This is a genomic window from Ruegeria sp. BB9, from assembly GCF_056539345.1.
Map to the genome: position 1 here is coordinate 441031 of NZ_JBQFUU010000001.1, position 26259 is coordinate 467289.

Sequence of the window (26259 nt, forward strand, 5' to 3'; positions counted from 1 at the left end):
GTATCGCCGGGTACTTAAGCAAGTTTGAGGCCGGGGGCAAGCCACGAGTTGCCATCACGGCAGGGGATTGTGCCGAACAGGCCAAATGGGGCTGGACACCCGGCGGTGCCTGGCTCAGGCTGCGGCCATGCCACATGACGACCACGACCACCCGCACGCGTTGCTGCCCCCGGACCCCGCTTTGCGCGTCAAAGCGCTTGAGACGATCCTGACCCGCAAGGGTTTGATCGATCCGGCCGCTCTGGACGAGATCATCGACACCTATCAGAACCGGATCGGTCCGCAGAACGGTGCGAAGGTTGTCGCCAAAGCTTGGTCTGACCCGGACTTCAAACGCGCCCTGCTGGACGACGCTACGCCTGTGCTCTCTGAGATGGGGTTTTATGGCCGGCAGGGCGAGCATATGGTCGTGGTCGAGAATACTCCCCGGACGCACAATATGGTCGTCTGCACCTTGTGCAGCTGTTACCCATGGCCGCTGTTGGGTATCCCCCCGGGCTGGTACAAATCTGACGCATACCGCGCTCGAGCCGTGCGCGAGCCGCGCCGCGTCCTGGCTGAGTTCGGAGTTGAACTACCCAAGGGTACTGCAGTTCGTGTCTGGGATTCGACCGCCGAAATACGGTATCTGGTCTTGCCCATGCGCCCAGAAGGCACTGATGGTCTGAGCGAAGCAGACCTGGCCGCGCTGGTCACGCGCGACAGCATGATCGGCACGGGTTTGCCGAAGGTGCCGGCATGACCCGTGCCCACGACATGGGCGGGCGGTTCGGCGACCGGCCGGTACGCCCCGAGCCTGAAGACGTGCCGGTGTTTGCGGAAGACTGGCACGCGCGGGCCCTTGCCGTGACACTGGCTGCGGGCGCGTTGGGCCAATGGAACATCGACACGTCGCGCCATGCGCGGGAAAGGCTGTCCCCTAAGGACTATGCCCGGTACAGCTATTACGAGAAATGGATTTCGGCCCTGGCCGACCTGTTGGTCGAGACCGGAGTTCTGCGGATCGAGGACCTGCGCGGGCAGGGCATTGACGAGCCACATCCGCTTGCTCCGCGAAAACTGCCGGCAGATGCGGTGGCCAGAGTTCTGGCCACAGGTGGACCGGCCGATCGCCCGTCGAACATCCCTGCCGCTTTTGAGGTCGGCCAGACCGTTCGCACTCTGCGCCCTTCTGCCAATCGTCTTGTTGAAGGGGGGCACACGCGGCTGCCCGCATACGGAGCGGGCGCGACCGGACGCATTTTGCGGTTTCACGGCACACATGTCTTGCCGGACTCCAGCGCGCATGGTCTGGGTGAAGCGCCCGAGCCGCTTTATGCCGTTGCTTTTCCCGCGTCGGAACTGTGGGCCAATCCCGAACACCCGGACGACGAGGTGATTCTGGATCTCTGGCAAAGCTATCTGGAACCCGCATGAGCATCTGTCCCGATCACAACGCCCCAAGACCGGTTTTTGAGAACCCCTGGCACGCTCAGGTGTTTGCGGTGACGGTGGCGTTGAACGAGGCCGGCCGGATTTCCTGGACCGATTGGGCCGCCCGGTTCTCCGAGACTTTGCGGCGCCACGGGCTGAACCGCGAGCTGGACGGGGGCGACGACTATTTCATGGCCTGGCTCGAAACGCTCGAGTCGGTTTTGGCCGAGCAGGAAACGGCATTGCCCGAAGAAGTCCACGAAATGCGCGCAGCTTGGGAGGAGGCGTATCTAAAGACGCCTCACGGAATGCCGGTACGCCTTTAACCCCGGGTGACTTTGCAGTTGCTGCCCGTTCCGGGGGGTTATCCCGGTATCTTCTGGGGCAGATGAACAACGGCGCGGACTCCATCCGGTGGCCATGATCCCCGACAACAGCATTGCGCGTCGGCGCGATTGGTGGCTGCGGCGAATTACCGGTTTCCCTGTTGCCTGCGCCCCGCTATATGAGCCGGGTTTGGTAATTCAGCGCAAAAAGGACCGGATATGGCCAATGTGGTTGTTGTCGGCGCCCAATGGGGTGACGAAGGAAAAGGCAAGATCGTCGACTGGCTCAGCGAGCGGGCAGACGTGATCGCGCGTTTTCAGGGCGGGCACAACGCCGGGCATACGCTGGTCATCGATGGTGAGGTCTACAAGCTGCATGCACTGCCGTCTGGTGTGGTGCGTGGTGGCAAGCTGAGCGTCATCGGCAACGGGGTTGTACTGGATCCCTGGCATCTGCTGAAAGAGATCGAAACGATCCGTGCGCAAGGCGTCGAGATCACACCTGAAACGCTGATGATTGCCGAAAACACACCCTTGATCCTGCCGATCCACGGCGAGCTGGACCGCGCGCGCGAGGAAGCAGCGAGCAAGGGAACCAAGATTGGCACGACCGGGCGCGGGATCGGCCCGGCCTATGAAGACAAGGTTGGTCGCCGCTCGGTGCGTGTGGCCGATCTTGCGGATGAGGCGACTCTCGAGGCTCGGGTCGATAGGGCGTTGCAACACCACGACCCGCTGCGCAAGGGTTTGGGTATCGACGCCGTGGATCGTGACGCACTGATCGCCCAATTGAAGGAAATCGCGCCGCAGATCCTGCCTTTTGCGGCTCCCGTCTGGAAGGTGCTGAACGAAAAGCGCAAAGCGGGCAAGCGCATCCTGTTCGAAGGCGCTCAGGGTGCATTGCTGGATATCGATTTTGGCACGTATCCGTTTGTGACCTCGTCAAATGTGATTGCAGGGCAGGCGGCGACGGGCGTGGGGATCGGTCCGGGGTCGATCGACTTCGTTCTGGGTATCGTGAAGGCCTACACTACCCGTGTTGGCGAAGGCCCGTTCCCGACCGAACTGCACGACGCCGACGGGCAGCGACTGGGAGAGCGCGGACATGAATTCGGCACCACGACAGGCCGCAAGCGGCGCTGCGGCTGGTTTGACGCCTGCCTCGTGCGGCAAACCTGCGCCACAAGCGGCGTCAACGGAATTTCCCTGACCAAGCTCGATGTTCTGGACGGGTTCGAGACGCTGAAAATCTGTGTCGCTTACGAACTGGACGGCAAGCGTTTGGACTATTTGCCCACGGCTGCAGATCAGCAGGCGCGGTGCACACCGATCTATGAAGAAATGCCGGGCTGGAGCGAGTCCACCGAAGGCGCGCGCAGCTGGGCAGACTTGCCGGCAAACGCCATCAAATATGTCCGCCGGGTGGAAGAACTGATCGAATGCCCGGTGGCGCTGCTGTCTACCAGCCCGGAGCGGGACGACACCATCCTGGTGACCGACCCGTTTGCCGACTGATGGCGGGCGCGGACAAACCCGGCCTCAGCTACAAGGCCCGCAGACGGTGGTCGCTGGTTCTATTGCTGGTGGGGCTGCCGCTGTACATTGTGGCAGTGGTCACCATCGTGAACTGGCTGGACCGACCATCGATCCTGGTCGAACTGCTGGTCTATGTGGTTTTGGGTGTTCTGTGGGCGCTGCCATTCAAATTTGTGTTTCGTGGCGTTGGCAAGGAAGACCCGGATCAGGATCAGCAGTAGGCCAGACCGTTGTAAGAAACCTGCCGACGTGACAGGCTTGTCCGAAAAACAGTTTTGGTAAGCACAAGTCGGCAGGTGGATCCTTGATGAAAAATGCTGTTTTGGTCACATTGACCAGTCTCTCAACCCTGAGTTCGGGTGCTGTCTGGGCTGATGATTGGGAGTTCGTCATTGCCCCTTATCTCTGGGGACCGGATTTCAGAACCTCGCTGGATATTGGGCCGAACCCTCCGGTTGATGGCAGCAAATCCATCTTCGACATTCTAAACAGTGCTTTCCTGATCGCGGGCGAGGCCCGGAAAGGGCGTTGGACGATCGGAGGCGAGTTCAACTATCTGAATCTGGGCGACACCGTTTCAATCGGACCATTCAGCAACGCCGCGAGCTGGGAGCTGGACGGGATCATGACCTCGCTCGCGGGCAGCTACGCTGTGGCAGAGGACAGCCAGTCCCGGATCGAGGTGCTGGGCGGGCTGCGCCATTGGGATCTTGATCTGTCGACAACTGTGGCCGGTTTCACGGCAAGCACTGACCAAAGCTGGACAGATCCAATCATTGGGGCACGATACTCTCGTGCGCTGAATGAGCGGTGGAAACTTGCGGCCATGGGCAACATCGGTGGCTTTGGCTATGGGTCGAAATTCCAGTGGGAAGCCCTCGTTCAAGCCAATTGGAGCTGGACCGAAACCGTCGATGTTGCAGCCGGCTACCGTCATCTGAGCGTTGATTTTGAGGACGGCCGCAACGTTGTCGATCTTATTCTGACTGGCCCGTACGTGGCGTTGGCGTTCAAGTTCTGAGCTTTCACGCAAAATGCAAAAAAGGCCGGAGAGGATCTCCGGCCTGTCTTGGGCAGTTGGGGGGTCTTGTCAGCCCGCGGCGCGCTTGTCGTCGGGGCGGAAGCCGATCTGGTTCGAAGCGGCAAAGCGCCCTCCGCCGGCTTTTTCGATCTTTCCATCGCGCAGAAGCTGGCCGAACGAGCGCAAGCTTTCTTCTCGGTTGAACTCATCCTGCTTGAGTGAACGCACCTTGTTCATCAGCTGCGGACGCGAGAACTGCTCCTGACCTTCGATGAAAGACAGGTAGGCCGCGGCCGCCTCCAGCAGGTCGGGCAGGGATTGTGCGCCCTGCTCCTGAGCGAAATGGGCAAAGCCGCCTTCTTCGGATGCGTCGTCGTCTTGTGCTGCGGTCACGCGGCGCGGGGTGACCGGACCGGCGTCCGCGTCCTGCGTATCGATGCGCTGCTCGGCCACCAGCTTGAGCGGCGCGGCCGTATCCGACTCGGGGCGCATGCTGGTGACATGGATTTCCGGACGACGGGGGCTGACGACCGAGGCCAGGTCTCCACGATATTTCTGGTTTTCGTCCTCATCCGCATCGCGGGCCTTGCCGCCTTCAGCTTCGGTCGCTGCCACAGCTGTGCGCAGGTGGGAATAAGTCTCCCGCTTGTCCGAAGTGGCCGGGTCGTCCATCTGGGCGTCGGCCTTCTCCATCAGGCGCAACACGTCCGAGTCCACGTCCTGAGGCTTGTTTGCGTCGCGTTTCGAGCGCGCATCCATCTCCGCCTCGATTTCCGAGATCTCACCCAGGATGCTCTCTTCGTCTTCGGCAGTCAGGACGCCGTCTTCCGCGAGTTCAGAGGCTTCCTCATCCGCATCTTCGGGCTGGTCACCCAGAATGTTGAGGATGTCGTCAGCCTCGGGTTCCGAGTCGGTGTCCTCTTCAAGATCCGCGAAGAGAATGTCGGACGAGGCTTTTTCATCACTGGCGGCCTGGTCGTCTTCGAACGTTTCTTCCGCCGCGGCTTCCTCAGCCACTTCCAGATCAGCTTCAACTTCCTGAGCATTTTCGGCGGCTTCATCAGCCTCCGCTTCGACTTCCGGTGCTGCCGGGAATTCTTCTTCCGCTTCGAATTCGACTGCGGCCTGAGTTTCTTCCTCCGCAAGGTCGGCAAACGGGTCCGTGGGCTGTTGTGTGGCCTCTACCGAAGCATCTTCCTGCGTCACCTCTTCGGTTGCATCCAGATCGTCGGGGCTGAGCGCTCCGGCTTCGAATGCGGCCGAGATGGCGTCGATCTGGGGCTCGGGCGAGGCCAGAAAACCGCTGTCTTCGTCCTCGCTGTAGGCGGGGGGCGTCTGGTCACTATGCGAGACGACCGCGCGGATGCGCTGCAGCTTGGCGGCGATGCTGTCGGCGCCCTGGGGGGCTGCAGATTCGACCGGCTCGGCATCGGCAAAGAATGCGGCAGCACCAGCCGCCGGTGCCGTGTCGACCACGCTCAGGTCAGGGCTGGCGGGCGCCGGAGTGCTGGCCACGGGTGCGGGTTGTTGCGGGGCCTCGTCATGAGCTTCGTCCGTTGCGCGCAGCAACAGTCCGGTGTCGTTCTGCTTGGCTTCCACCCGGCGCGAAGCGTCACGCTGAGCGATACGGGTCAACATTTCTGCGTCTGGTTGCGGAGGCTCGGACCCGAAATACCTGTCATCCGCGGCAAGATCGCGGAAGTATTCGGCAATCGCTTTCATCGTCTCGAAGGAATCGTCAAAGCCTTCCAAAGTGCATGAGAAGGTTCCGTAGGAAACGGTCAATACCTTGTTGTTCTGTACCATCAGACGCACGTCCTCTACAAACTACACAGAGCCAACCCGCGCGACGCTGGGCGCGTTCGTCAGCTCGAACCTGTTCTAAAGAACCTATCATTTTGTGGTCTCAATGTGTCCAAAAGCGGGAAAAATGGTCAATCTTGGAAAAAACGGCGAAATTGTTCATTCCAAAAGACCAATTGCCCTGTTCGGAGGAGGGGAAATCGGCCCCCATGACCTGAATCTGGCGCTGAATCGCGTCAACGGCGCTGTTGCTGCGGACGGTGGAGCCGCCACATTGATCGATTCGGGGCGCGTTCCGGATGCGGTGATCGGCGACTTCGATTCGTTGGCGCACGCTTATCTTGCACGGATACCAGAGGACCGTTTGTTTCCGATCCGGGAACAGGACAGCACCGATTTCGACAAGGCCCTGCGCAATATCCGCGCGCCGCTGGTCTTGGGTGTCGGGTTCCTCGGAGGTCGGCTGGACCACCAGTTGGCGGTACTGAATACCCTTGTTTGCCACCAAGACAGGCCTTGCGTCCTGCTGGGCGCACGCGAAGTGGTCTTTCACGCCCCGCCCAGGATATCACTGTCGCTCACGCCAGGCGACACAGTGTCATTGTTTCCATATCAGCGGGTAACCGGGCGCAGTTCGGGGTTGGAATGGCCGATCGACGGTCTGGTACTTGAGCCGGACGGACGGGTCGGAACATCGAACCGTGCGCTGGCTCAGGTTACCCTCGAGGTCCACGGACCCGGGTTGCTGGTCATGGTGCCGCGCGATGCTCTTGATGCTGTCATGCGGGCGTTTGCGTCGGAGCAGACCGGGCGCTGGCCCGCTCGCGCAGGATGACATAAAGCCCGGCCGCGATCGTGATGGCGATCCCCAAGGCCGCCGGGCCGTTTGGCAGGTCGTGAAAGATGAGCCAGCCGATCAACGTCGCCACCGGAATCTCCAGATATTGCATCGGCGCCAGCGTTGCCGAAGGCGCGAACCGCAGCGCCCATGTCATCAGCAGATGCGCCACGGTGCCCAGAACACCGATCGCCAACAGCAACCAATGGGCGTCGTCTTGCGGCAGGGTCAGTGCCAGATCCGGAAGACCTGTCAGAGCCCCGATCGCAAGCACTGGAGCCAGGACCGCGGTGGCCAGCAGCCCGGACACGGCCTGCAGGGCAATTGGATCGGTTTCTTTGGCAATCTGCCGGGTCACCAGCATGAACAGGGCAAAGACGACAGCCACGATAAGCGGCAAAAGGGCCGGAGCACCAACCTCGGCAAAGCTGGGCTGGATGACCAGCAACGTGCCTGCAAAGCCGACAATGCAGGCGATCAGACGACGATGCCCGACTTCTTCACCCAGCACATACTTGCCCAGCAGCAGCATGATGAATGGCATGACAAAGGCGATGGCGACGGCATCGGCCAGCGGCAGATACTGCAGCGCACTGAACATCGCGGCGATTCCGACAATGTGCAGCAGAGTGCGCAGCACGGTCAGCCGCAGGACGCGCCCGCGCATTCGCCAGGTCCGACCCGTCAGCGCCACCAGCGGGATCAGGATGGCCGCCTGCACCGCAAAACGCACCAGCACCAGAACGCCAAGCGGAGTGGTTTCTCCCAACAGCTTGGCCAAGGCATCGCCCAGCGGTGCAAGCACGCAGAAACCAAGCATCAAAACGATGCCGAAGACGGGACGATCCTGTGTCATGGGCGCGACGCTAGACGTTTCCCGAAGAATGGGAAAGGCCCGTCGTCAGCCCTCGGGCAAAGGCTGAACCTTTGTGTAGTCCGGACCGAAGCAAGTGGGCAGCCCGTCGCCCAGTTCGAGCCACGTCAGTTTCTCTTCATAGGCGACATGCAGCGTTGGCCGCAGGGCTTCGGGGTTCTCCAGTGTCGCTACATAAAGGTGCAAAACGTCGGACATCGTAGTGGATCGGAACGAGATCGGCGTTCCGCAATGCGGGCAAAAGCTGCGCTCGACACCGGGGGACGAGTTGAACCGCTTCGGTTCCTCTCCGGTCCAACGCCACTGACCGTCGCGCACCCCAAAATATGTGGTCATCGGCGCGGCACACTGGCGGCGGCAGCTGTCACAATGGCAGGAAACACAAGACAGGACCGGAGGGTCGACCTCGAACCCGATTCTGCCGCACAGGCAATGTCCGCGCATTGAGCTGCCCTCCCGGTTTGATCCCTCAGCAGTTTGGCACGTTGACGGCCAGACCGCCCAGCGAGGTTTCCTTATACTTCTCGTGCATGTCATGACCGGTCTGGCGCATGGTCTCGATCACCGCGTCCAGTGGCACGAAATGCTGCCCGTCCCCGCGCAGGGCCAGCGACGCCGCCGAAACCGCCTTGATCGCGCCCAGCCCGTTGCGCTCGATGCAAGGAACCTGCACCAGCCCGGCGACCGGGTCGCAGGTCATGCCCAAATGATGTTCCAGCGCGATCTCGGCGGCGTTTTCCACTTGTTCCGGTGTGCCGCCCATCACTGCGCAAAGACCCGCCGCGGCCATTGCGGCGGCGCTGCCGACCTCGGCCTGACAGCCGGCTTCGGCGCCTGAGATCGAGGCGTTGTACTTCACCAACCCACCAATCGCGGCGGCGGTCAGCAGGAAATCCTCGATATGGCTTTCCGATGCGCCGGGAACGTGGTCGAGGTAATAGCGCAGCACCGCCGGCAGTACGCCCGCAGCGCCGTTGGTGGGGGCGGTGACGACCTGACCGCCGGCGGCGTTTTCCTCGTTCACCGCCATCGCATAGACGCTCATCCAGTCGTTGATCGTGTGCGGCGCGTTCAGGTTCATGCCGCGCTCGGCCATCAGTGCATCGTGGATCGCCTTGGCCCGGCGCCGCACCTTGAGGCCGCCGGGCAGGATGCCTTCGGTGGTCAGCCCGCGCTCGATACAGGCGTTCATCACCTCCCACAGGCGGGCGGTGCCTTTTGCGAAACTGTCCGCGCAGCCCCGCGCGATCTCGTTGGCGCGTTTCATCTCGGCGATGGTCTTGCCGCTGCTGCGCGCCATTTCCAGCATTTCGGCGGCGGTCTTGAACGGGAAGGGCACGGGCGGGCCGTCATTGGTGTCCTTGCCTTCGGCCAGCTCCTCTTCGGTCAGGACAAAGCCGCCGCCGACCGAGTAATAGACCTGCCGCAAGATCACGTCGCCCTGTGCGTCGGTGGCCATCAGGATCATGCCGTTGGCATGGCCGGGCAGGGTGTTGTCGTAGTCGAAGACCAGATCGGCCTTTGGGTCGAACCGCAGGGTCGGCAAACCCTCGGGTGTGACAGTGCCGGTTTCGGCAATTGCAGCCAGTGCCGCTTCGGCACGGTCGTGGTCATAGCTGTCGGGGACAAACCCAGCCAGCCCAAGGATCGTGGCGCGGTCCGTGGCGTGGCCGACGCCGGTGAAGGCCAAAGATCCATGCAGCGAAGCGCGCAAGCCGGCAAATTCGAACGGCGAAGCGCGCATCAGATCGAGGAACCGCGCGGCCGCCACCATCGGCCCCATCGTGTGGGACGAGGATGGGCCAACGCCCACTTTGAACATATCGAAGACGGATAGAAACATGTCTGGTCGCAGAGCCTTGTGGCGAGTTGGCGGCCGGGCCGATTTGAACCGCCCGAACCGCTGGGAATCTGTATGCGCTTTATTTACACAACCGAGCCGAGCACTGAAGATTTGATTGCGACGTTTCCGATGGGAAACGCGTATTCATGTATCGATTATTGCGCCTGTCCCGCGGATTTTGGGCCTCGCAGTCGGGCAGGGCTTTCCGTATAAGTTCCCCAAAGAACTGAGGGGAAGCCGCAATGACAGCAGAGTTGTCACCCATCGACCGGGCCAAGAGTGTCGCCGCCTATCGCGCGGCCGAGATGGTCGAAGACGGGATGCGCGTGGGTCTGGGTACCGGATCGACCGCGGCATGGTTGGTGCGTCGTCTGGGAGAGCGGGTGCGGGACGAAGGTCTGCGGATCAAAGGCGTCCCGACGTCGACGGCTACGGCACAGTTGGCGCGCGAGGTCGGGATCGAGGTTGTTTCGCTGGATCAGGCGGGTTGGCTGGACGTGACGATCGATGGCGCCGACGAGTTCGACGGTGAATTGAACCTGATCAAGGGCGGCGGCGCGGCGTTGCTGCAGGAAAAGATCGTGGCCACGGCCAGCGACCAGATGATCGTGATCGCCGATGCGGGCAAAGAGGTCGAGGCGCTGGGCGCGTTCCCGCTGCCGGTAGAGGTCATTCCCTTTGGCTGGCAGACCACGCGCACGCTGATCGAGGAGTTGCTGGACACGATGGACGTGCTGGGCACTTCGGCGACCTTGAGGATGAACAACGAGGCGCCGACCGTGACGGATGAGGGCAATCACATACTCGACCTGCACCTGCAACGCATCGGCAACCCGAGGCAACTGGCTCTGGTGCTGAACCAGATACCGGGTGTGGTCGAAAATGGGCTGTTCATCGACATCTGCGACAAGGTCGTGATCGGCCACGGCGACGGCCGGGTCGAGCTGCGCGATTTCAACAGCGGTACGATCGAGCTGGATCGGTTGGGCGACGAGCACGATAACCTCTTTTCGGACCTGGCCGACTGAGCCGACCGCGCACCCTGCTTCACAGCGGTGTGCGATTTCCGGGCCAAGGGGTTGGCACGATCATTCACGCCCCCAAATACTCAGGGCAATTTCAGGCAGGCTGACAAAAGGAACGCGGCATGAGCTTTGACTATGATCTTTTCGTCATTGGAGGCGGTTCAGGCGGTGTCCGCGCGGCGCGCGTGGCGGCGGGCGAAACCGGGGCCAAGGTCGCGCTGGCCGAAGAGGACCGCTATGGCGGAACCTGCGTGATCCGTGGCTGCGTTCCCAAAAAGCTGATGGTGTTTGCCAGCGAATACGCGGGAATGGTCGAGGACGCTCTTGCCTATGGTTGGGACATTCAGCCGGGCGCTTTCGACTGGCCGCAGTTCCGCGGCAAACTGCATGCCGAGCTGGACCGGCTGGAAGGGATCTATCGCAACATCCTCAAGAACAACGGCGTCGAAACCTTTGACCAGCGCGCGAAACTGGTCGACCCGCATACGGTTGAACTGGCCGACGGCACCCGCAAGACGGCCAAGCACATCCTGATCGCCACCGGCGGGCGCCCTGTGGTGCCGGAATTCCCCGGTTCAGATCTGGCGATCACCTCGAATGAGGTTTTCCACCTTGAGAAGCTGCCCGAGACCATGCTGATCGTCGGCGGCGGCTATATCGCCTGCGAATTCGCCGGAATCATGAACGGCATGGGCGTCAAGACCACGCAGTTTTATCGCGGCGCGCAAATCCTGCGGGGTTTCGACGACGAGGCGCGCGGGCTGATCTGTGAAGAGATGTGCCAAAACGGGGTCGACGTGCATCTGGGCACCAATGTGCTCGAGATGAAAAAGCAGGGCGACAAGATCTGGGTCAAGGCGACCAACGGGTCTGAACAGTTGTTCGACGTGGTGATGTATGCCACGGGCCGGGCGCCAAACGCCGATGATCTGGGCCTTGAGGCGCTGGGCGTCGAACGTGGCCGCAAGGGGCAGATTGTCGTGGACGAATACAGCCAGACGGCTGTGCCCTCGATCTATGCCATCGGGGACGTGACCGACCGGGTGAACCTGACGCCGGTCGCCATCCGCGAGGGGATGGCCTTTGTCGAGACCGTGTTCAAGGGCAACCCCACCCCGGTGGATCATGAACTGATCCCGACCGCGATCTTCACCCAGCCCGAGATGGGCACCGTGGGCCTGAGCGAGGAGGCCGCTGCCGAGCAGGAGCCGATCGAGGTCTACGCGACTTCGTTCAAGCCGATGCAGAAGGCATTTGCAGGGGGCACCCAGCGGGTTTTGATGAAACTGATCGTCAGCCAGGCCACCCGCAAGGTGCTGGGTTGTCACATTGTCGCCCCCGGCGCGGGCGAGATGATCCAGTTGGCGGGCATCGCCGTGAAAATGGGCGCCACCAAAGAAGATTTCGATCGTACGGTTGCAGTTCATCCGGTGATGGCCGAAGAACTGGTAACCATGCGGCAACCCGTGCGTACCGCTTGATTTGCAAGCGCGCGCACACAGGTTACAAGGGATCCCGTAAGCACACGGGCCAAAACAAGGGAAATGAAACACATGGCGGGCAACAGCGGAGGCCCCTGGGGGGGCGGAGGCTCATCCGGTGGCGGAGGAAACCGGGGAAACAATGGGGACGGGCGACGCCCGCCCGAAGGCGACGGGCCGCAGATCCCCGAGATCGACGAGTTGATGAAAAAAGGCCAGGAGCAGCTGCGCGTGCTGATGGGCGGGCGCGGCGGCGGGGGCCGAGGCGGCAACGGATCCGGCCAGGGCGGCGGTGGCGGCCCGGCAATTACCAAGGGCACCATCCTGCTGGGCGGGGTTGCCGCTCTGGTTCTGTGGGGCTTTGCCAGCGCCTATACGGTCAAACCCGAAGAGCAGTCGGTTGAACTGCTTTTCGGTCGCTTTACCGGAATCGGCACCGAAGGTCTGAACTTTGCCCCGTGGCCTGTTGTCACGGCCGAAGTCATCCCGGTGAAGGTCGAACAGACCGAAACCATCGGATCGGGCGGTCGCGGTTCGGACGCCGGGCTGATGCTGACGGGCGACGAAAATATCGTCGATATCGATTTCCAGGTGGTCTGGAATATCTCGAATCCTGCGGACTACCTGTTCAACCTGCGCGACCCGAAACAAACTATCCAGGCCGTGTCTGAGTCGGCCATGCGCGAGATCATCGCGCAGTCGGACCTCGCGCCGATCCTGAACCGCGACCGTGCTATCATCGCCGAACGGCTTGAGGAACTGATCCAGTCGACTCTGGACAGCTACAACTCGGGTATCAACATCGTCCGTGTGAACTTTGACGGCGCCGACCCACCGGAACCGGTCAAAGATGCCTTCCGCGAGGTTCAGTCGGCTGGACAGGAACGCGACCGGCTGGAGAAGCAGGCCGATGCCTATGCGAACCGGGTTTTGGCCGGAGCGCGTGGTGAAGCCGCGCAGGTGCTGGAAGAGGCCGAAGGCTATCGGGCACAGGTCGTGAACGAAGCCGAGGGCGAGGCCAGCCGCTTCAGCGCGGTTCTGGAAGAGTATTCCAAGGCGCCTGACGTGACCCGCAAGCGCCTGTACCTTGAACGGATGGAGCAGATTTTGCGCGACGTGGATAAGATCATTCTGGACGAAGGCACCGGCGGATCGGGTGACGGGCAGGGCGTTGTGCCCTATCTGCCGCTGAACGAACTGCGCCGCAATTCGGCAGGGGAGAACTGATCTATGCGCAAGACAACATTTATCCTGCCAGCCGTTTTCGTGGCGATCGTGATTGCCCTGTCGGCGGTCTTTATTGTGGACGAGCGTGAAAAGGCGCTGGTTCTGCAATTCGGCCGCGTGATCGACGTCAAGGAGGAGCCGGGCCTGGCTTTCAAGATTCCGATCATCCAGGAAGTGGTGCGATATGACGACCGTATCCTCAGCCGCGAGGTCGGGCCGCTGGAAGTAACGCCACTGGATGACCGTCGTTTGGTGGTCGATGCCTTTGCCCGCTATCGCATCACCGACGTGCGCCAATTCCGCGAGGCCGTGGGCGCAGGCGGTATTCAGACCGCCGAGGCTCGCCTGGATTCGATCCTGCGCGCCAAGACCCGCGAAGTGCTGGGTTCGGTCAGCTCGAATGACATCCTCAGCTCGGACCGGGCGGCGCTGATGCTTCGCATCCGAAACGGCGCCATTACCGAGGCGCGGGATCTAGGCCTTGAGGTGATCGACGTTCGCCTGAAGCGCACTGACCTGCCGCAGGCCAACCTCGAAGCGACCTTTGCCCGGATGCGCGCCGAGCGCGAACGCGAGGCCGCCGACGAGGTCGCGCGTGGTGAGGAAGCCGCGCAGCGTATCCGCGCCCAAGCCGACCGCACCGTGGTCGAGCTGGTGTCGGAAGCCCGTCGCGAAGCCGAGATCGTCCGCGGTGAAGCCGACGCGCAGCGCAATGCGATTTTTGCCGAAGCCTACGGCAAGGACCCGGATTTCTTTGAATTCTACCGGTCCTTGACCGCCTACGAGAATGCCCTGCAGGGCAACAACAGCTCGTTGGTGCTGCGGCCAGATTCCGAGTTCTTCCACTATCTCCGGTCGTCCGAAGGGCGGTTGGGTGCCGCGCCGGTGGCCGAGTAATGGGCATGATCCTGCTGGCCTTCGGGCTGGTGTTGATTGTCGAGGGGCTGGCTTATGCGCTGGCCCCTTCGCTTGTCGAGCGGATGCTTGAGGCGTTGCGCAGCATCCCCGAGCCGGCCCGCAGACTGGTCGGACTTCTGTGTGTGGTCAGTGGCTTCGTCCTGTTGTGGACGGCCAATCGGCTGGGGTTTTGATCGGTCGAAGTAAACTGGCAGTGAATTCCTCAACTTCCCGAGTTGCGGGCGGTCACAAACTGACTACATTGTTTCCCAGCAAGCTGCTCAGGCAGCCACCAACAGAACAATGTCGACAAGGAGAGACCAAGTGCAGGCAGTAGCACGCAGTGTATCCGTCCGCCGGGACGATGTGGTGACGATGGCGCGGCTTTTATGGCTGGCCTTTGCCGCGGTTTCCCTTTTGTTGTTCCAGACGATGGCTGCACAGGCCCGTCAGGAAAGCCTGGCGCCGCTGGTCAACCGGATCAGCCCGGCCGTGGTCAACATCACCACGACGACCCTGATCGAGGGGCAGTCGGGCGCGCAGGGGATCGTTCCCGAAGGGTCCCCCTTCGAGGACTTTTTCCGCGAGTTCCAGGACCGCAATGGCGACCAGGACAATCGCCCGCGCCGCAGCAATGCGTTGGGATCGGGCTTCGTGATTTCCGAGGATGGCTACATCGTCACGAACAATCACGTCATCGCAGAGGCGGATGAAATTCTGATCGAGTTCTTTCCCGGCGATGGTCAGCCTGTGAAAGAGCTGCCGGCCAAGGTCATTGGAACGGATGAGAAAACGGACATCGCGTTGCTCAAGGTCGAGGTGTCGGGTCCACTGAAATACGTGACTTTCGGCGACAGCGACACAGCGCTTGTAGGGGACTGGGTGGTTGCCATGGGCAACCCGCTGGGCCAAGGGTTCTCGGTATCTGCCGGGATCGTGTCGGCGCGCAATCGCGAGCTCAGCGGTTCCTATGACGACTATATCCAGACGGACGCGGCCATCAACCGGGGCAACTCGGGCGGTCCTCTGTTCAACATGGACGGTCAGGTCATCGGTGTGAACACCGCGATCTTGTCGCCGAATGGCGGGTCGATCGGTATCGGGTTCTCGATGGCGTCGAACGTGGTGTCCAAGGTTGTCGATCAGTTGCGGGAATTCGGCGAAACCCGTCGCGGCTGGCTGGGTGTCCGCATTCAGGACGTGACCGAGGATATGGCCGAGGCGATGGGCCTCGACAAGCCGGGCGGTGCTCTGATCAGCGATGTGCCGGACGGCCCTGCCAAAGAGGCGGGTCTGCTCGCAGGGGATGTGATTCTCAGCTTTGATGGTGTTGAGGTGAAGGACACGCGCGGATTGGTGCGACAGGTCGGTGAGACGCCGGTCGGCAAGTCCGTGCGCGTGGTCGTTCAGCGGGACGGCAGCACTCAGACCGTGCTTGTCACTCTGGGGCGTCGCGAGGATGCCGAGCGTGCGGAAACCGGCGATGATGATGGTGCGGAAGAGGCGCCGCTGGACGAGAATGCAGACATCCTTGGCCTGACGATTTCGCCGCTGACCGACACATTGCGCGAGGATCTGGGTCTGGACGCGGACGCGGATGGTCTGGTTGTGACGGATGTGGATGAGGCCTCCGAAGCCTACGCCAAGGGCCTGCGGGCAGGCGACCTGATCACCGAGGCTGGTCAGCAGAAAGTGTCGTCGATCTCCGATCTCGAGGATCGTATGGACGAGGCGCGGGAGGCGGGGCGCAAGTCGCTGCTGCTGCTGGTGCGTCGTGGTGGCGATCCGCGCTTCGTCGCGCTGAGCCTCGAAGAGTAGGACAGCCAGTTTGGTCAACATGATCGGCCGGGGCAGATGCTCCGGCCGGTTTTCGTTCTGGCTGCAGAAATCAAAAGAGCCACACGCCGGGGAGGCGCGTGGCTCTGGTGCAGGGAGATGCCAGTGGACAGATATCGGGGATGATACTCTGGCACCCTACGGTAACAATTCATTACCTAATGGAAGCGAATCCCGTTGTATGTGAAGCGGATCACATCCGGGCCATTTTCCGGGCAGCAGGTCAGATCAGATCGGATTCGGCGAGTTGGCGCAGGGCGTCAAAGTCGTGGATCTGCAGCCCACCGCGCGAAGCCTCGACCACGTTCGAGCGTTTCCACGTCGAGATCGTCTTGGATACCGCCTCGCGCGTCGCGCCGACGAATTCCGCAAGTTCACTCTGCGACAGGGCGATGCGTTCGGACGGCGCGTCCTGCTGGTTGGCCAGAAGCAGAAGCTTTCGCGCAAGTCGCACAGGCATCGGCAGGAATACCTGCTCGTTCAACTGCGCCCCCATCCAGCGCATGCGCAGTCCGGCCAGCCGGATCATGTCCTCGGCCAGTTCGGGGTGCTTGCGGATTTGTTCCATCAGATCCTTGCGGCGCACGCGCAGTACACGCGACGGCTCGGCTGCGGTGATGGTGGCGGTGCGCGGGCCGCTGTCGAAGAGGGCGATTTCGCCGAACACTTCGCCCGGGCGCATCAGGCTGAGCGCCAACTTGCGCCCGCTCATGGCCAGGAAGGACACCTCCAAAGCGCCTTCCAGCAAAGCGTAGAGGGCGTCCCCCTCGTCGCCTTGTTCGAACAAGACCTCGCCGCGGTCCAGCGAGACAGAAGTGGCTAGCGCAGAGAGCATATCACGAAGCCGGTCTGAAGCTTCGGACAGGAACCCGCTGTTCGGAAAGGCGGTCATGGAAGACACGGTTCTCCGGATGAGTGGTGTGGGTGGTTTCCCAGCTTTCCACAGCTTTGGAGCTAAGCCAAGGATTTTATCCGGTTTTCCGAAGGTTTCCCCCAGGTTCGCCGGCCCGTGTCAGGGACGCGTTACTGCTTGTCCGGATCGTCCATATAGCTTTGCAGGATGCTGAATTGCAGCATCAGGAACCCCATCAAAGCGATCGGAAAGCCAAAGGTTTCGATCTTGACCCAAAGATCGGTGGACAGAGTCCGCCAGACCAGTTCGTTGGCCACCGCCAGCACGGCGAAACAGGCGCACAGGCGGCGGGTCAGGATCATCCAGCCCTCGTGGCGCATGGGCAGCATCTCGTCCAGCACATAGGCGAGGTATGACTTGCCCTGGAGCAGACCGATGCCCAGCATCATCGAGAAGAACCCGTAGACCAGCGTGGTTTTCATCTTGAAGAACCGCTCGTCGTTGAACCAGGCGGTCAGGCCACCGAAGAAGATGACCATGATGGCGGTGAAGATCTGCATCCGGCTGAGCTTGCCGGTCAGATACCACAGGATGCCCATCGCCCCCAGCATCAGCGGAACGAAGATGATGGTGGCCACGATGAAGCCGGAATATTCGGTGCCGCCGATCAGAAAGCTGTCGTCGCGCAGGCGCAGGTAGATGAAGAAGAAGGCCAGCGGTGGTCCCAGTTCCAGCACCTGTTTCAGAAACGGATTGATCTCTTTCTTGTCTGCCATGCCTGTCGTCCTGCTGTTCACCCGCCCATTTCAACTATTACCGCGCCCAATGCAATCAATGCCATCAGGATTATGCGCCGAGGCCCCACGGTCTCTTCCAGGGCCAGCCAGCCGATCAGCGCGGCAAAGACGGTAGAGGTTTCGCGCAGCACCGCGGCTTCGCCGACCTTGTCCAACCGGGTGGCCAGCATGATCGCTCCGAAAGACATGGGGGCGATCAGCCCGCCTGCAAGCCCCCGCAGCATCAACGGCCCGATTGCCGGGCGGTGAACCATCGCCCGCCAACGCAGGAAGGCGTAGATCGGCATGGTCGCCCCGTCGATCATGAAGAACCAGGCCAGAAAGGTGAACGGATCGGCCGTAGCGCGGATGCCGTAGGCGTCATATGTGGTGTAGAGCGCCACGAAGAGGCCGGTTGCAACCGCAAGGGCCAATGCGATGCCCAGAGTTTCGCGGTTGGTTTCCAGGAAGCGGAAATTGTAGGCGGCCAACCCGAAGATGCCCGTCAGCAGCACGGCGACGCCCAGCCATTGGGTCGGTGAGAAGGTTTCATTGAACAGAAGATAGGCGCCGATGACGGTGAACAACGGGCCGGTGCCACGCACCACCGGGTAGACCACGGTGTAAGACCCTTTGGTATAGGCCATCGCCTGCAGCGTTTTGTAGGCGACATGGATCAGCCAGACCACGGCGAATATCGGCCACATGAAGGGTTCGGGCCAGGGCACGACGAAGAACGCAAAGGGCGCGGCCATCAGGCAGTAGCAGGCGTCGATCGCCCCGCGCGACAGCCACGGGTCGTGCCGCCCCTTCTGCAGCGCACCGAACACCGCGTGCAAGAAGGCCGCCATCAGGGCGAGGCCAAGGGCCAGCCTGTGTCCGGCCTCGGTGCCTTCGAGGGAGATCAGCCAGTCGCTCACGCTGCGGGTCTTTCGCTGGTGGAGAGGCTGGGGGTTTTCCACCCCCAGACCCCCGAGGATATTTGGGGCCAGATGAAGGTCAGTTGCTGTCGAGGCCGGTCAGGGCGGCGGCGAATTCCTCGGGGTCGAAGGGGGCCAGATCGTCGATCTGTTCGCCGACGCCGATGGCGTGGATCGGCAGGCCGAACTTGTCGGCCAGCGCCACAAGCACGCCGCCCTTGGCCGTGCCGTCGAGCTTGGTCATCACCAGGCCCGAGACATCGGCCAGCTTGCGGAAGGTTTCCACCTGGCTGAGCGCGTTCTGGCCGGTGGTGGCGTCGAGCACCAGCAGGGTGTTGTGCGGGGCGGTTTCGTCGATCTTGCGGATGACGCGGACGATCTTGGCCAGTTCCTCCATCAGATCGGCGCGGTTCTGCAGGCGGCCGGCGGTGTCCATCATCAGCAGGTCGGCGCCTTCAGCTTGCGCCTTGGTCAGGGCGTCGAAAGCCAGCGAGGCGGGGTCGGAGCCTTCGGGCGCGGTCAGGACTGGAACTCCGGCGCGGTCGCCCCAGACCTGCAGCTGTTCCACGGCGGCTGCGCGGAAGGTGTCGCCCGCTGCGATGACCACCTTTTTGCCTGCTGCCTTGAACTGGCTGGCAAGCTTGCCGATGGTCGTCGTCTTGCCAGAGCCGTTGACGCCCACCACCAGCACCACTTGCGGGCGCTTGGGGTAGAGGGGCATCGGTTTGGCGACCGGCTCCATTACGCGGGCGATTTCCTGCGCCAGCAGTTGCTTGATTTCCTGGGTCGAGAGTTTGCGGCCATAGCGCCCCTCGGCCATGTTGGCGGTGACGCGCAGGGCGGTGTCGACACCCATGTCAGAGGCGATCAGCAGTTCCTCGAGCTGTTCGAGCATGTCGTCGTCGAGCGTGCGGCGCACCACCGGCCCGGCATCGCCGCGACCGAAGAGACGCCCGATCAGGCCCTTGGACTGCGCCTGTTCCGGCAGTTCCGGCGGAGGCGGTGCGGGGGGTGGGTCCACCGGCTCGGGCGACGGTGTCTCGACCGGTTGCGGTGTGGGTGCGGGTTCGGGGATTTCCGGGACGGGTTGCGGCTCGGGCTCGGGCTGGGGGATCACCGGGTCGGGGGCGGCGGTTTCTTCGCCGCCGTCCTCGACGATTGCCTCAAGCCCCTGTTCGAGGCGGGACGAGGATTTGAACAGCCGGTCCTTGAGCTTGGTAAAAAACGCCATCTTGGTCTCCGCAGGTGTTCCCTTCACCTAATGCGGAATGGCGGCAGTTGCAAAGGGTCAGGTGAAGGCCAGGAAAAAGCCGAACTGGGCGCCCCAGTAGAGCGGCCAGACCAGATAGGGGGTCAGCCGCAGGGCCGGGTGGCCGGACGGCAGCAGGAACCTTTCGGTTGCCAGGATCAGGTCCGAGGCGATGAAGGCCATCGCGGCCGGCAGCGCCCATCGCAGCGCTCCGGCCTCGGGCAGGGCCAGAACGGTGATGCCCATGCCCAGAATGATCGGGATATAGGCCAGGACCGGTCCGCGCAGATCACCGGCCCGCTGGGCCAGCAGCGTGGCCATCACGATGCCCAGAATGACCAGCGTCCAGGCGTATCCGGGCTTGTCCAGGATCAGGTCGGTGTCGCTTGACGGATGGGTCAGGAACAGGGCGATGTATACCAGATGCCCGGCGGCGAATGCCCCGATGCCGGCCATGAAGGTGCCGTCGGTCTCACGCGACAGAAGGGCGTCGCCCAAGGCGCAGAGAGACAGCGCCAGGATCAGAAGCAGAGGGCCGGACTGCACCGCGGCCTCGACCGCCAACAGGGCGACGCTTGCGGTTTTCAGCGCCGTGCGTAGCAGGCTGGCCGGACGGGCCGTCAGGGCCAGGTAGGCCAGGGCACCGGCCAGCGCTGCGAGTACGAGTATCGTCATGTCCTGCCTTCCGATGGCACCGATGCAATGCAGTGTCGCCGCGAACTGAGTTTACGCTCAACCCATAACGTTGGGGCAGGGCGTTCCAAGATTGGCGCGCGGCCGTGGCATCTGCCAGAATGAAACGATGTGGATACGTTCGTTAATTCTCGGATCTTTGCTGGCCCAGCCGGTCGTCGCGCAGTCTCTGTCAGGGGCGGAATTCGATGCCTACACGCGCGGTAAAACCCTGTTCTACGACTTTGGTGGAACGACTTATGGCGTCGAACGGTATTTGCCCAACCGGCGCGTGGTCTGGTCGTTTCTGGATGGCGACTGCAAGGAGGGCATCTGGTACGAACAGAACGGCCAGATTTGCTTTGTTTACGAAGACCGCACCGACCCGCAATGCTGGGTCTTTACCCGCTCGTCCCAGGGGTTAATCGCGCAGTTCGAGGGCAACCCCGAAGCCACCGAACTGTACGAAGCAACCGACGTCGACGAAGATATGATCTGTTACGGACCCGAGGTCGGCGTCTGAACGTGGGTCTTCGTCAGAACAACGATCCTTGATCCGGGGCCGGTGGCTTGGACGGTTTGTTGGCGGTCGGGGTTGTCCCGGACAGCGGTTCGGTCTTCAATTCTCCATCGGCAAACTCGATGGTCAGTGCAGCGTGCTTGCTGGCTTGCGCCTTTGTGGTGACCACGCCGCTTTCGGAATGCACCACGGCGTAGCCGCGTTGAAGCGTGGCTTTGTAGCTGAGCGTCTCGCGCAACCGGTCAGTCGCATCTAGTTGCTGGCGGAGCCGGTCCACCCGCAGAGTCTGCGCGGCCGTCATGCGCTGGGCCAGTTGGTTGACTCGGTCGCGCTGCTGCTGGATGTCGCGTTGGATCGGGCGGATCGACAGGCGCGAGGACAGGTTGCGCAGCGTGTCGCGCCGCGCGGCCACGAGGTTGCGCAACGTTGACGGGCGCAGGTGCCCGGACAGTTCCACCACCTGCAGGCGGCGGTTCTGCACACCGCGTTGCAACGCTGGGGCTAGACGATCGGCAATCAGGTCCAGTCGCTGGCGCGGACCATCCAGTAGGGTCTCGGGGCGCGGCAGGGCGCGCGACAGATCGCGCAGGCGTTGGGCGCGGCGCTGTACGGCGTCGGTGGCTGCGCGGGACAGACGCGCGCCCTGTTCGCCGGTCCAGGCCAGCAGTTCCATCCGCACGGGAACCGCCAGTTCGGCGGCGGCGGTGGGGGTGGGCGCACGGCGGTCCGAGACATAGTCGATCAATGTGGTGTCGGTTTCGTGCCCCACGGCCGAGATCAACGGAATCTCGGACTCGGCGGTGGCGCGGGCGACGATTTCCTCGTTGAAACCCCACAGATCCTCGATCGAGCCGCCACCGCGGGCGACGATGATCAGATCGGGGCGGGGCAGCGCGCCGCCGGGTGTCAGGCGGTTGAAGCCCTGAATGGCGTTGGCGACCTCGGACGCGCAATTGGCGCCCTGCACGGCCACGGGCCAGATCAGCACCTTGCGCGGGAAACGGTCGCGCAGGCGGTGCAGGATGTCGCGGATCACCGCGCCCGAAGGCGAGGTGACGACGCCGATGATCTGCGGCAGGAAGGGCAGGGGCTTCTTGCGCTCGGGCGCGAAGAGCCCTTCGGATTCGAGCTGTTTCTTGCGTTTTTCCAGCAGCGCCATCAGCGCGCCTTGCCCGGCTACGGCCACCTCGTCGACGTTCAGGTTGTATTTCGACTGCGCGCCAAAAGCTGTGAGGCGGCCCGTGACGACGACTTCGAGCCCCTCTTCCGGCACCACCGACAGGCCCGCGATCTGGCCCTTCCAGGTGGTGCAGGCCAGTACGTTCCGGTCGTCCTTGATGTCATAGTACAAATGCCCCGAGCGCGCCTTGAACACACGCCCGACCTCGCCCCGTACGCGGATTCGGCCAAATGTGCCTTCCAGCGTGCGTTTCACCTCGCCCGAGATCTCGGACACGGTGTATTCGGGGGTATTCTGGCCGGGAATCGGATCGTCAAGCAGGTCGGACATTTCAGCGCCTTGTTTCGATTGCCCGCGCAGCTTAGAACGCCGCGCAGGCAAGGCCAAGCAGATCGGAGACTTTCATGAACATCCTCATTCTCGGCAGCGGCGGGCGCGAACATAGCCTGGCCTGGGCGGTGATGCAGAACCCCAAATGCGACCGCCTGATCGTGGCGCCGGGCAATGCCGGGATCGCGCAGATCGCCGATTGCGCGGCGCTGGATATAGAGAATGGCGGCGCGGTGGTCAGTTTCGCCGAGGAAAACGCGATTGATTTCGTGATCGTCGGCCCCGAGGCGCCCTTGGCCGCTGGGGTGGCCGACCGGCTGCGCGAGGCGGGCATCCTGGTGTTTGGCCCTTCGGCCGAGGCGGCGCGGCTGGAGGCCTCAAAAAGTTTCACCAAGGAAATCTGCGATGCGGCCGGTGCGCCCACCGCTGCCTACGCCCGGTTCACCGAGGCCGAGCCGGCCAAGGCCTATATCCGCCAGCAGGGTGCGCCGATCGTGGTCAAGGCCGACGGTCTGGCCGCGGGCAAGGGCGTGATCGTGGCGATGGACGAGGCGACCGCGCTGGAGGCCGTGGACGACATGTTCGGCGGCGCCTTCGGCGGGGCCGGGGCCGAGGTGGTGATCGAGGAGTTCATGGACGGCGAAGAAGCCTCGCTATTCGTGCTGTGTGACGGCGAGAACATCCTGTCGGTCGGCACCGCGCAGGACCACAAGCGTGTGGGCGAGGGCGATACCGGCCTGAACACCGGCGGCATGGGGGCCTATTCTCCGGCACCGGTTCTGAGCCCCGAGGTCGAAGAACGTGCGATGGAACAGATCGTGCGCCCGACGATGGCCGAGATGGCCCGGCGCGGCACGCCGTTTCAGGGGGTGCTGTATGCCGGGCTGATGATCAAGGACGGGCAGCCGAGGCTGGTGGAATACAACGTGCGCTTTGGCGACCCGGAATGCCAGGTACTGATGATGCGTCTGGGGGCGCAGGCGCTGGACTTGATGCACGCGGCGGCCGAGGGACGGCTGGGCGAGGTGCGGGTCAACTGGGCCGACGATCACGCCTTGACCGTGGTGATGGCCGCGCAGGGCTACCCTGGGGCATATGAAAAAGGCAGCGTGATCAACGGGCTGGATGACTTGCCCGAGGACAGTAGCCATATGGTTTTTCACGCAGGCACCAAAGCGCAGGACGGGCAGGTCATGGCCTCAGGGGGCCGGGTTCTGAACGTGACGGCGCGCGGAGCAACACTGCAAGAGGCGCGTGACAACGCTTATGCGATGGTCGAGGCCATCGATTGGCCGGGCGGCTTCTATCGTCGCGATATCGGGTGGCGGGCGCTTTGACGGTTTGAGGGTCCGCAGGTAAGAGGGGCCTCGGCCGACGGCCTCACCTCGGGATTTCTTGACCAGATGAATCCCCGGATCAGCAGTTCAGCGCGCTCACAAGGGCTTGTCGGTTTTTCAACGGGCCAATATCCTGGGTTTTCCAGCCGCCATCGTAGCGGACAGCAATGATCCGGCGCCAATCGCTGCTGGCGACGATCAACTCAGGCTGGCCGTTGCAGGTACGAAGGCCGCCTGAAATGAAATCCTCTCCGATCCGGTGATTAGTCAGGCCGGGGAGCGCGGCGATTTCCGTCAGTCGGCCGTCCGAGAAGCGCCAGATGCGCAGGGTCTTGGCCAGGTGGGGGCGGTCGACATAGGCAATTTCGATATTTCCGTCGCCATCCAGGTCTGCTGCTCCGACAGGGGCCAGCCAGCGGAAACGGGTGCCGATATGCGGTGTCGCCGCCATGCGGCCCTGCGGGCCGTAGATGGCAAGCCGAGCGCCCTGTCGTGCGTCACTCTCCACCGCGATGACTTCTGGAAGCCCGTCGCCCGTGACGTCGATTACGCGGGGCGCGAGGTCTTCGAAGACCAGATGATCGGGCAGCGTAAAGCTGCGGTGTTTGCCATCTGAAAACGTGAGTTCAATCGAACCCCATTCGATCTGGTCACCCAGAACGCCGTGGGGATAGCGGGTGGTCGGATCCGTGTAGCGGGCGGTCGTTATGGTTTCGGCAGCCAAGGCAGGACCCGCCAGCCACAGGCATGCAGCCATAAGCGCGCCGCGCACGCGGCATGGCCAAAAGCGCACCGCCGGACGCGGCGCTTTGAAGCCGCAGCGCATGCCGCCGGACGAGCGGGGCATGCGCCGTCGCATCAGATCTGCTTTTCCGGCATCTGGACGACCAGCCCGTCCAGTTCGTCCGTCACCTTGATCTGGCAGGTCAGGCGCGAACGGGCCGGGTCGGGCTCGTAGGCGAAGTCCAGCATGTCTTCTTCCATGTCGTCCTTGGCAGGCAGTTTCTCGACCCAATCGGGATGGATGTAGACGTGACAGGTCGAGCAGGCGCAGGCGCCGCCGCAATCGGCCTCAATGCCGGGAATGTTGTTGTCACGGGCGCCTTCCATGACGGTCAGGCCGTTGGCGACCTCGACTGTGTGTTCGATGCCGCCATGCTCGACATAGGTGATCTTTGCCATTGCTCGCGTCTTCCTTCTGCGGTGTTCAGGTTCCTCATTAGTCAAGGGATTTAGGTCTTTCCAGTGCCATTTGCGACCAATCTGGGCGTGATCGGGCAAACGGTCCGTCATTGTCGCCCAAATTCCACGCGTTCGCGCCGCAACCCAATGGTTTGGCCGGCTTGTTCCATCAAAGGTTGAGGCGCGGATAGCGGTTTCGATTGTTGCGTGCACGGATTTGTGTTCAGGTCGTGTGACCGTGATTTGATAAGGGAGTGAGCAGATGCCGTTGACGGTTCAGGACGCAAAGATTGTGGTTGGGATGAACGAGCGGGGCGATGCCGAGCATGACATTGCCGCGTGGTTTGGCGAAAGCCAGGCGAAAATCGTGGAGGTGATCGACGGGATCAGCCATGGTGCATTGGCAGCAGCGAATGACGATGAGCTTCATCCGGTCGGAGCACCGGGCCCCAAGGCTCTGCGGTTGCGCAGTGACGTTTTGCGGGCGCTGGATGCGTTGGACGGGGATGACCTGGCCAAGGCCAAGGCGGTTCTGCGGGAAGGTTTGGCCACGTTCAACGCGCATGACGCCAAGTGACATTGGTCTGCGCTGCGGCCGCGCGTAGCGCATGACCTTTCTGGCTGTGGTTTCGGTCCCCTGCATCTGGACATTCAAGGTATTTGTTCTATTTTTGTTCTCATGCGTATCGCATCGACACCACAGCCCAGTTCGGGCCGCCCATGGCCCAGACCACCGGCCTGCCTTCCAGCCGACCGACTGGACGACCCGCCCGAGGGTGCGCGGGTTGCTGTGGCGGGATTGGTGATCCTGCGGCAGCGACCTGGTACGGCCAAAGGGGTGATCTTCATCACGCTCGAAGACGAGACCGGCATCGTGAACGTGATTGTCTGGCGCAAGATCTATGAGCGGTTCCGCCGGGCGGTGATCTCGGGGCGGTTGCTGCGGGTGACCGGGCGGATGCAGCGGGCCCATGCGGTGACCCATGTGATCGCGGAAGAGATCGAGGACATCTCGGGCATGCTGGACCTGCTGGTGCGGGGTGACGGGGCGGATGCCTGTCGGCCTCAGCCGACTGCAGAGCACAATGAGTTCGCCAAAACGCGCAATTTCGGCTAGTCT

General features: G+C 62.5%; 29 protein-coding genes. 17 read left to right on the forward strand and 12 right to left on the reverse strand.

The features are described from left to right. Positions 1-127 precede the first annotated feature (127 nt). The 6 genes from nthA (at position 128) to ACR0FC_RS02235 (ending at position 4296) form a co-directional block, all read left to right on the forward strand. Complete coding sequence (nthA, locus tag ACR0FC_RS02210) at positions 128-742, forward strand: nitrile hydratase subunit alpha (protein WP_170337846.1); 615 nt, start codon at positions 128-130, stop codon at positions 740-742. After that, complete coding sequence (gene nthB, locus ACR0FC_RS02215) at positions 739-1416, forward strand: nitrile hydratase subunit beta (protein WP_170337848.1); 678 nt, start codon at positions 739-741, stop codon at positions 1414-1416. Before nthA ends, nthB begins: the two co-directional genes overlap by 4 nt. Beyond that, a complete protein-coding gene (locus tag ACR0FC_RS02220) occupies positions 1413-1739 on the forward strand; it encodes a nitrile hydratase accessory protein (protein ID WP_170337850.1) in 327 nt (108 codons plus the stop codon). Before nthB ends, ACR0FC_RS02220 begins: the two co-directional genes overlap by 4 nt. Before the next feature lie 219 nt (positions 1740-1958). After that, positions 1959-3254, forward strand: coding sequence for an adenylosuccinate synthase (locus ACR0FC_RS02225; RefSeq protein WP_170337852.1), 1296 nt, complete (start codon positions 1959-1961; stop codon positions 3252-3254). Next, entirely contained in the window at positions 3254-3496 is a 243-nt protein-coding gene (locus ACR0FC_RS02230; RefSeq protein ID WP_093962533.1) for a DUF2842 domain-containing protein, read from the forward strand. The genes ACR0FC_RS02225 and ACR0FC_RS02230 overlap by 1 nt, the downstream gene beginning before the upstream one ends. An 86-nt stretch (positions 3497-3582) precedes the next feature. Then, a complete protein-coding gene (locus ACR0FC_RS02235) occupies positions 3583-4296 on the forward strand; it encodes a porin family protein (RefSeq protein WP_170337854.1) in 714 nt (237 codons plus the stop codon). A gap of 69 nt (positions 4297-4365) precedes the next feature. On the opposite strand, the gene ACR0FC_RS02240 is transcribed toward ACR0FC_RS02235, so the two are convergent. Continuing rightward, a complete protein-coding gene (locus ACR0FC_RS02240) occupies positions 4366-6102 on the reverse strand; it encodes a hypothetical protein (protein WP_170337855.1) in 1737 nt (578 codons plus the stop codon). A 124-nt stretch (positions 6103-6226) separates the two neighbouring features. Between ACR0FC_RS02240 and ACR0FC_RS02245 the strand changes: the two genes are divergently transcribed. Next, positions 6227-6934, forward strand: coding sequence for a thiamine diphosphokinase (locus ACR0FC_RS02245; protein WP_170337857.1), 708 nt, complete (start codon positions 6227-6229; stop codon positions 6932-6934). Here ACR0FC_RS02245 and ACR0FC_RS02250 read toward each other — a convergent pair. The 3 genes from ACR0FC_RS02250 to ACR0FC_RS02260 are packed head-to-tail and all read right to left on the reverse strand — an operon-like array spanning position 6879 to position 9654. Beyond that, positions 6879-7793 carry a DMT family transporter gene (locus tag ACR0FC_RS02250; protein ID WP_170337859.1) on the reverse strand — a complete coding sequence of 305 codons (915 nt, stop codon included), beginning with the start codon at positions 7791-7793 and terminating at the stop codon, positions 6879-6881. The two genes, ACR0FC_RS02245 and ACR0FC_RS02250, sit on opposite strands and share 56 nt — an antisense overlap. Positions 7794-7838: 45 nt before the next feature. Continuing rightward, positions 7839-8348, reverse strand: a complete 510-nt coding sequence (locus ACR0FC_RS02255; protein ID WP_367646634.1) for a GFA family protein — start codon at positions 8346-8348, stop codon at positions 7839-7841. After that, a complete protein-coding gene (locus tag ACR0FC_RS02260; RefSeq protein WP_170337863.1) occupies positions 8281-9654 on the reverse strand; it encodes an L-serine ammonia-lyase in 1374 nt (457 codons plus the stop codon). The genes ACR0FC_RS02255 and ACR0FC_RS02260 overlap by 68 nt, the downstream gene beginning before the upstream one ends. Before the next feature lie 242 nt (positions 9655-9896). Here ACR0FC_RS02260 and rpiA point away from each other — a divergent pair, with 242 nt between their 5' ends. The 6 genes from rpiA (at position 9897) to ACR0FC_RS02290 (ending at position 16102) form a co-directional block, all read left to right on the forward strand. Beyond that, positions 9897-10682: a ribose-5-phosphate isomerase RpiA gene (rpiA, locus tag ACR0FC_RS02265; protein ID WP_170337865.1), complete on the forward strand. Its 786-nt coding sequence runs from the start codon at positions 9897-9899 to the stop codon at positions 10680-10682. A 119-nt stretch (positions 10683-10801) separates the two neighbouring features. Further along, the gene (gene gor / locus ACR0FC_RS02270) at positions 10802-12160 is read left to right on the forward strand and encodes a glutathione-disulfide reductase (protein ID WP_170337867.1); all 1359 of its coding nucleotides are present in this window, start codon (positions 10802-10804) and stop codon (positions 12158-12160) included. Positions 12161-12232: 72 nt separating this feature from the next. After that, positions 12233-13387: an FtsH protease activity modulator HflK gene (hflK, locus tag ACR0FC_RS02275; protein ID WP_093962524.1), complete on the forward strand. Its 1155-nt coding sequence runs from the start codon at positions 12233-12235 to the stop codon at positions 13385-13387. Between the two features lie 3 nt (positions 13388-13390). Further along, on the forward strand, positions 13391-14284 hold the full coding sequence (gene hflC / locus ACR0FC_RS02280; protein WP_170337868.1) for a protease modulator HflC: 894 nt from the start codon (positions 13391-13393) through the stop codon (positions 14282-14284). Next, positions 14284-14478 (forward strand): DUF2065 domain-containing protein, encoded by a 195-nt coding sequence (locus ACR0FC_RS02285; RefSeq protein ID WP_093962522.1) that lies wholly within the window; start codon positions 14284-14286, stop codon positions 14476-14478. The genes hflC and ACR0FC_RS02285 overlap by 1 nt, the downstream gene beginning before the upstream one ends. 130 nt (positions 14479-14608) lie before the next feature. Then, positions 14609-16102 (forward strand): Do family serine endopeptidase, encoded by a 1494-nt coding sequence (locus ACR0FC_RS02290; RefSeq protein WP_437342511.1) that lies wholly within the window; start codon positions 14609-14611, stop codon positions 16100-16102. A gap of 241 nt (positions 16103-16343) precedes the next feature. On the opposite strand, the gene ACR0FC_RS02295 is transcribed toward ACR0FC_RS02290, so the two are convergent. The 5 genes from ACR0FC_RS02295 to ACR0FC_RS02315 form a co-directional block, all read right to left on the reverse strand. Further along, a complete protein-coding gene (locus ACR0FC_RS02295) occupies positions 16344-17012 on the reverse strand; it encodes a Crp/Fnr family transcriptional regulator (RefSeq protein ID WP_170337872.1) in 669 nt (222 codons plus the stop codon). A gap of 131 nt (positions 17013-17143) precedes the next feature. Next, complete coding sequence (locus ACR0FC_RS02300) at positions 17144-17749, reverse strand: inner membrane-spanning protein YciB (RefSeq protein WP_170337874.1); 606 nt, start codon at positions 17747-17749, stop codon at positions 17144-17146. A gap of 17 nt (positions 17750-17766) precedes the next feature. Beyond that, on the reverse strand, positions 17767-18669 hold the full coding sequence (locus tag ACR0FC_RS02305; protein WP_170337876.1) for an EamA family transporter: 903 nt from the start codon (positions 18667-18669) through the stop codon (positions 17767-17769). A gap of 79 nt (positions 18670-18748) precedes the next feature. Then, the gene (gene ftsY / locus ACR0FC_RS02310; protein ID WP_170337878.1) at positions 18749-19900 is read right to left on the reverse strand and encodes a signal recognition particle-docking protein FtsY; all 1152 of its coding nucleotides are present in this window, start codon (positions 19898-19900) and stop codon (positions 18749-18751) included. 57 nt (positions 19901-19957) lie between these two features. Continuing rightward, complete coding sequence (locus tag ACR0FC_RS02315; protein ID WP_170337880.1) at positions 19958-20593, reverse strand: lysoplasmalogenase; 636 nt, start codon at positions 20591-20593, stop codon at positions 19958-19960. A gap of 127 nt (positions 20594-20720) precedes the next feature. Here ACR0FC_RS02315 and ACR0FC_RS02320 point away from each other — a divergent pair, with 127 nt between their 5' ends. After that, positions 20721-21113: a hypothetical protein gene (locus tag ACR0FC_RS02320; RefSeq protein WP_170337882.1), complete on the forward strand. Its 393-nt coding sequence runs from the start codon at positions 20721-20723 to the stop codon at positions 21111-21113. A 13-nt stretch (positions 21114-21126) separates the two neighbouring features. Here the strand turns inward: ACR0FC_RS02320 and xseA are convergent, their stop codons facing one another. Continuing rightward, positions 21127-22620: an exodeoxyribonuclease VII large subunit gene (xseA, locus tag ACR0FC_RS02325; protein WP_170337884.1), complete on the reverse strand. Its 1494-nt coding sequence runs from the start codon at positions 22618-22620 to the stop codon at positions 21127-21129. 74 nt (positions 22621-22694) lie between these two features. On the opposite strand from xseA, the gene purD reads away from it, so the two are divergent. Next, positions 22695-23957 carry a phosphoribosylamine--glycine ligase gene (purD, locus tag ACR0FC_RS02330; protein ID WP_170337886.1) on the forward strand — a complete coding sequence of 421 codons (1263 nt, stop codon included), beginning with the start codon at positions 22695-22697 and terminating at the stop codon, positions 23955-23957. 79 nt (positions 23958-24036) lie between these two features. Here the strand turns inward: purD and ACR0FC_RS02335 are convergent, their stop codons facing one another. After that, positions 24037-24783 carry an FG-GAP repeat domain-containing protein gene (locus tag ACR0FC_RS02335; protein ID WP_437342515.1) on the reverse strand — a complete coding sequence of 249 codons (747 nt, stop codon included), beginning with the start codon at positions 24781-24783 and terminating at the stop codon, positions 24037-24039. 32 nt (positions 24784-24815) lie between these two features. Further along, positions 24816-25139 (reverse strand): 2Fe-2S iron-sulfur cluster-binding protein, encoded by a 324-nt coding sequence (locus tag ACR0FC_RS02340; RefSeq protein WP_170337888.1) that lies wholly within the window; start codon positions 25137-25139, stop codon positions 24816-24818. A 262-nt stretch (positions 25140-25401) separates the two neighbouring features. Here ACR0FC_RS02340 and ACR0FC_RS02345 point away from each other — a divergent pair, with 262 nt between their 5' ends. Next, positions 25402-25716 (forward strand): hypothetical protein, encoded by a 315-nt coding sequence (locus tag ACR0FC_RS02345; RefSeq protein ID WP_093962513.1) that lies wholly within the window; start codon positions 25402-25404, stop codon positions 25714-25716. Positions 25717-25818: 102 nt separating this feature from the next. Next, on the forward strand, positions 25819-26256 hold the full coding sequence (locus ACR0FC_RS02350) for an OB-fold nucleic acid binding domain-containing protein (protein ID WP_093962512.1): 438 nt from the start codon (positions 25819-25821) through the stop codon (positions 26254-26256). Positions 26257-26259 lie beyond the last annotated feature (3 nt).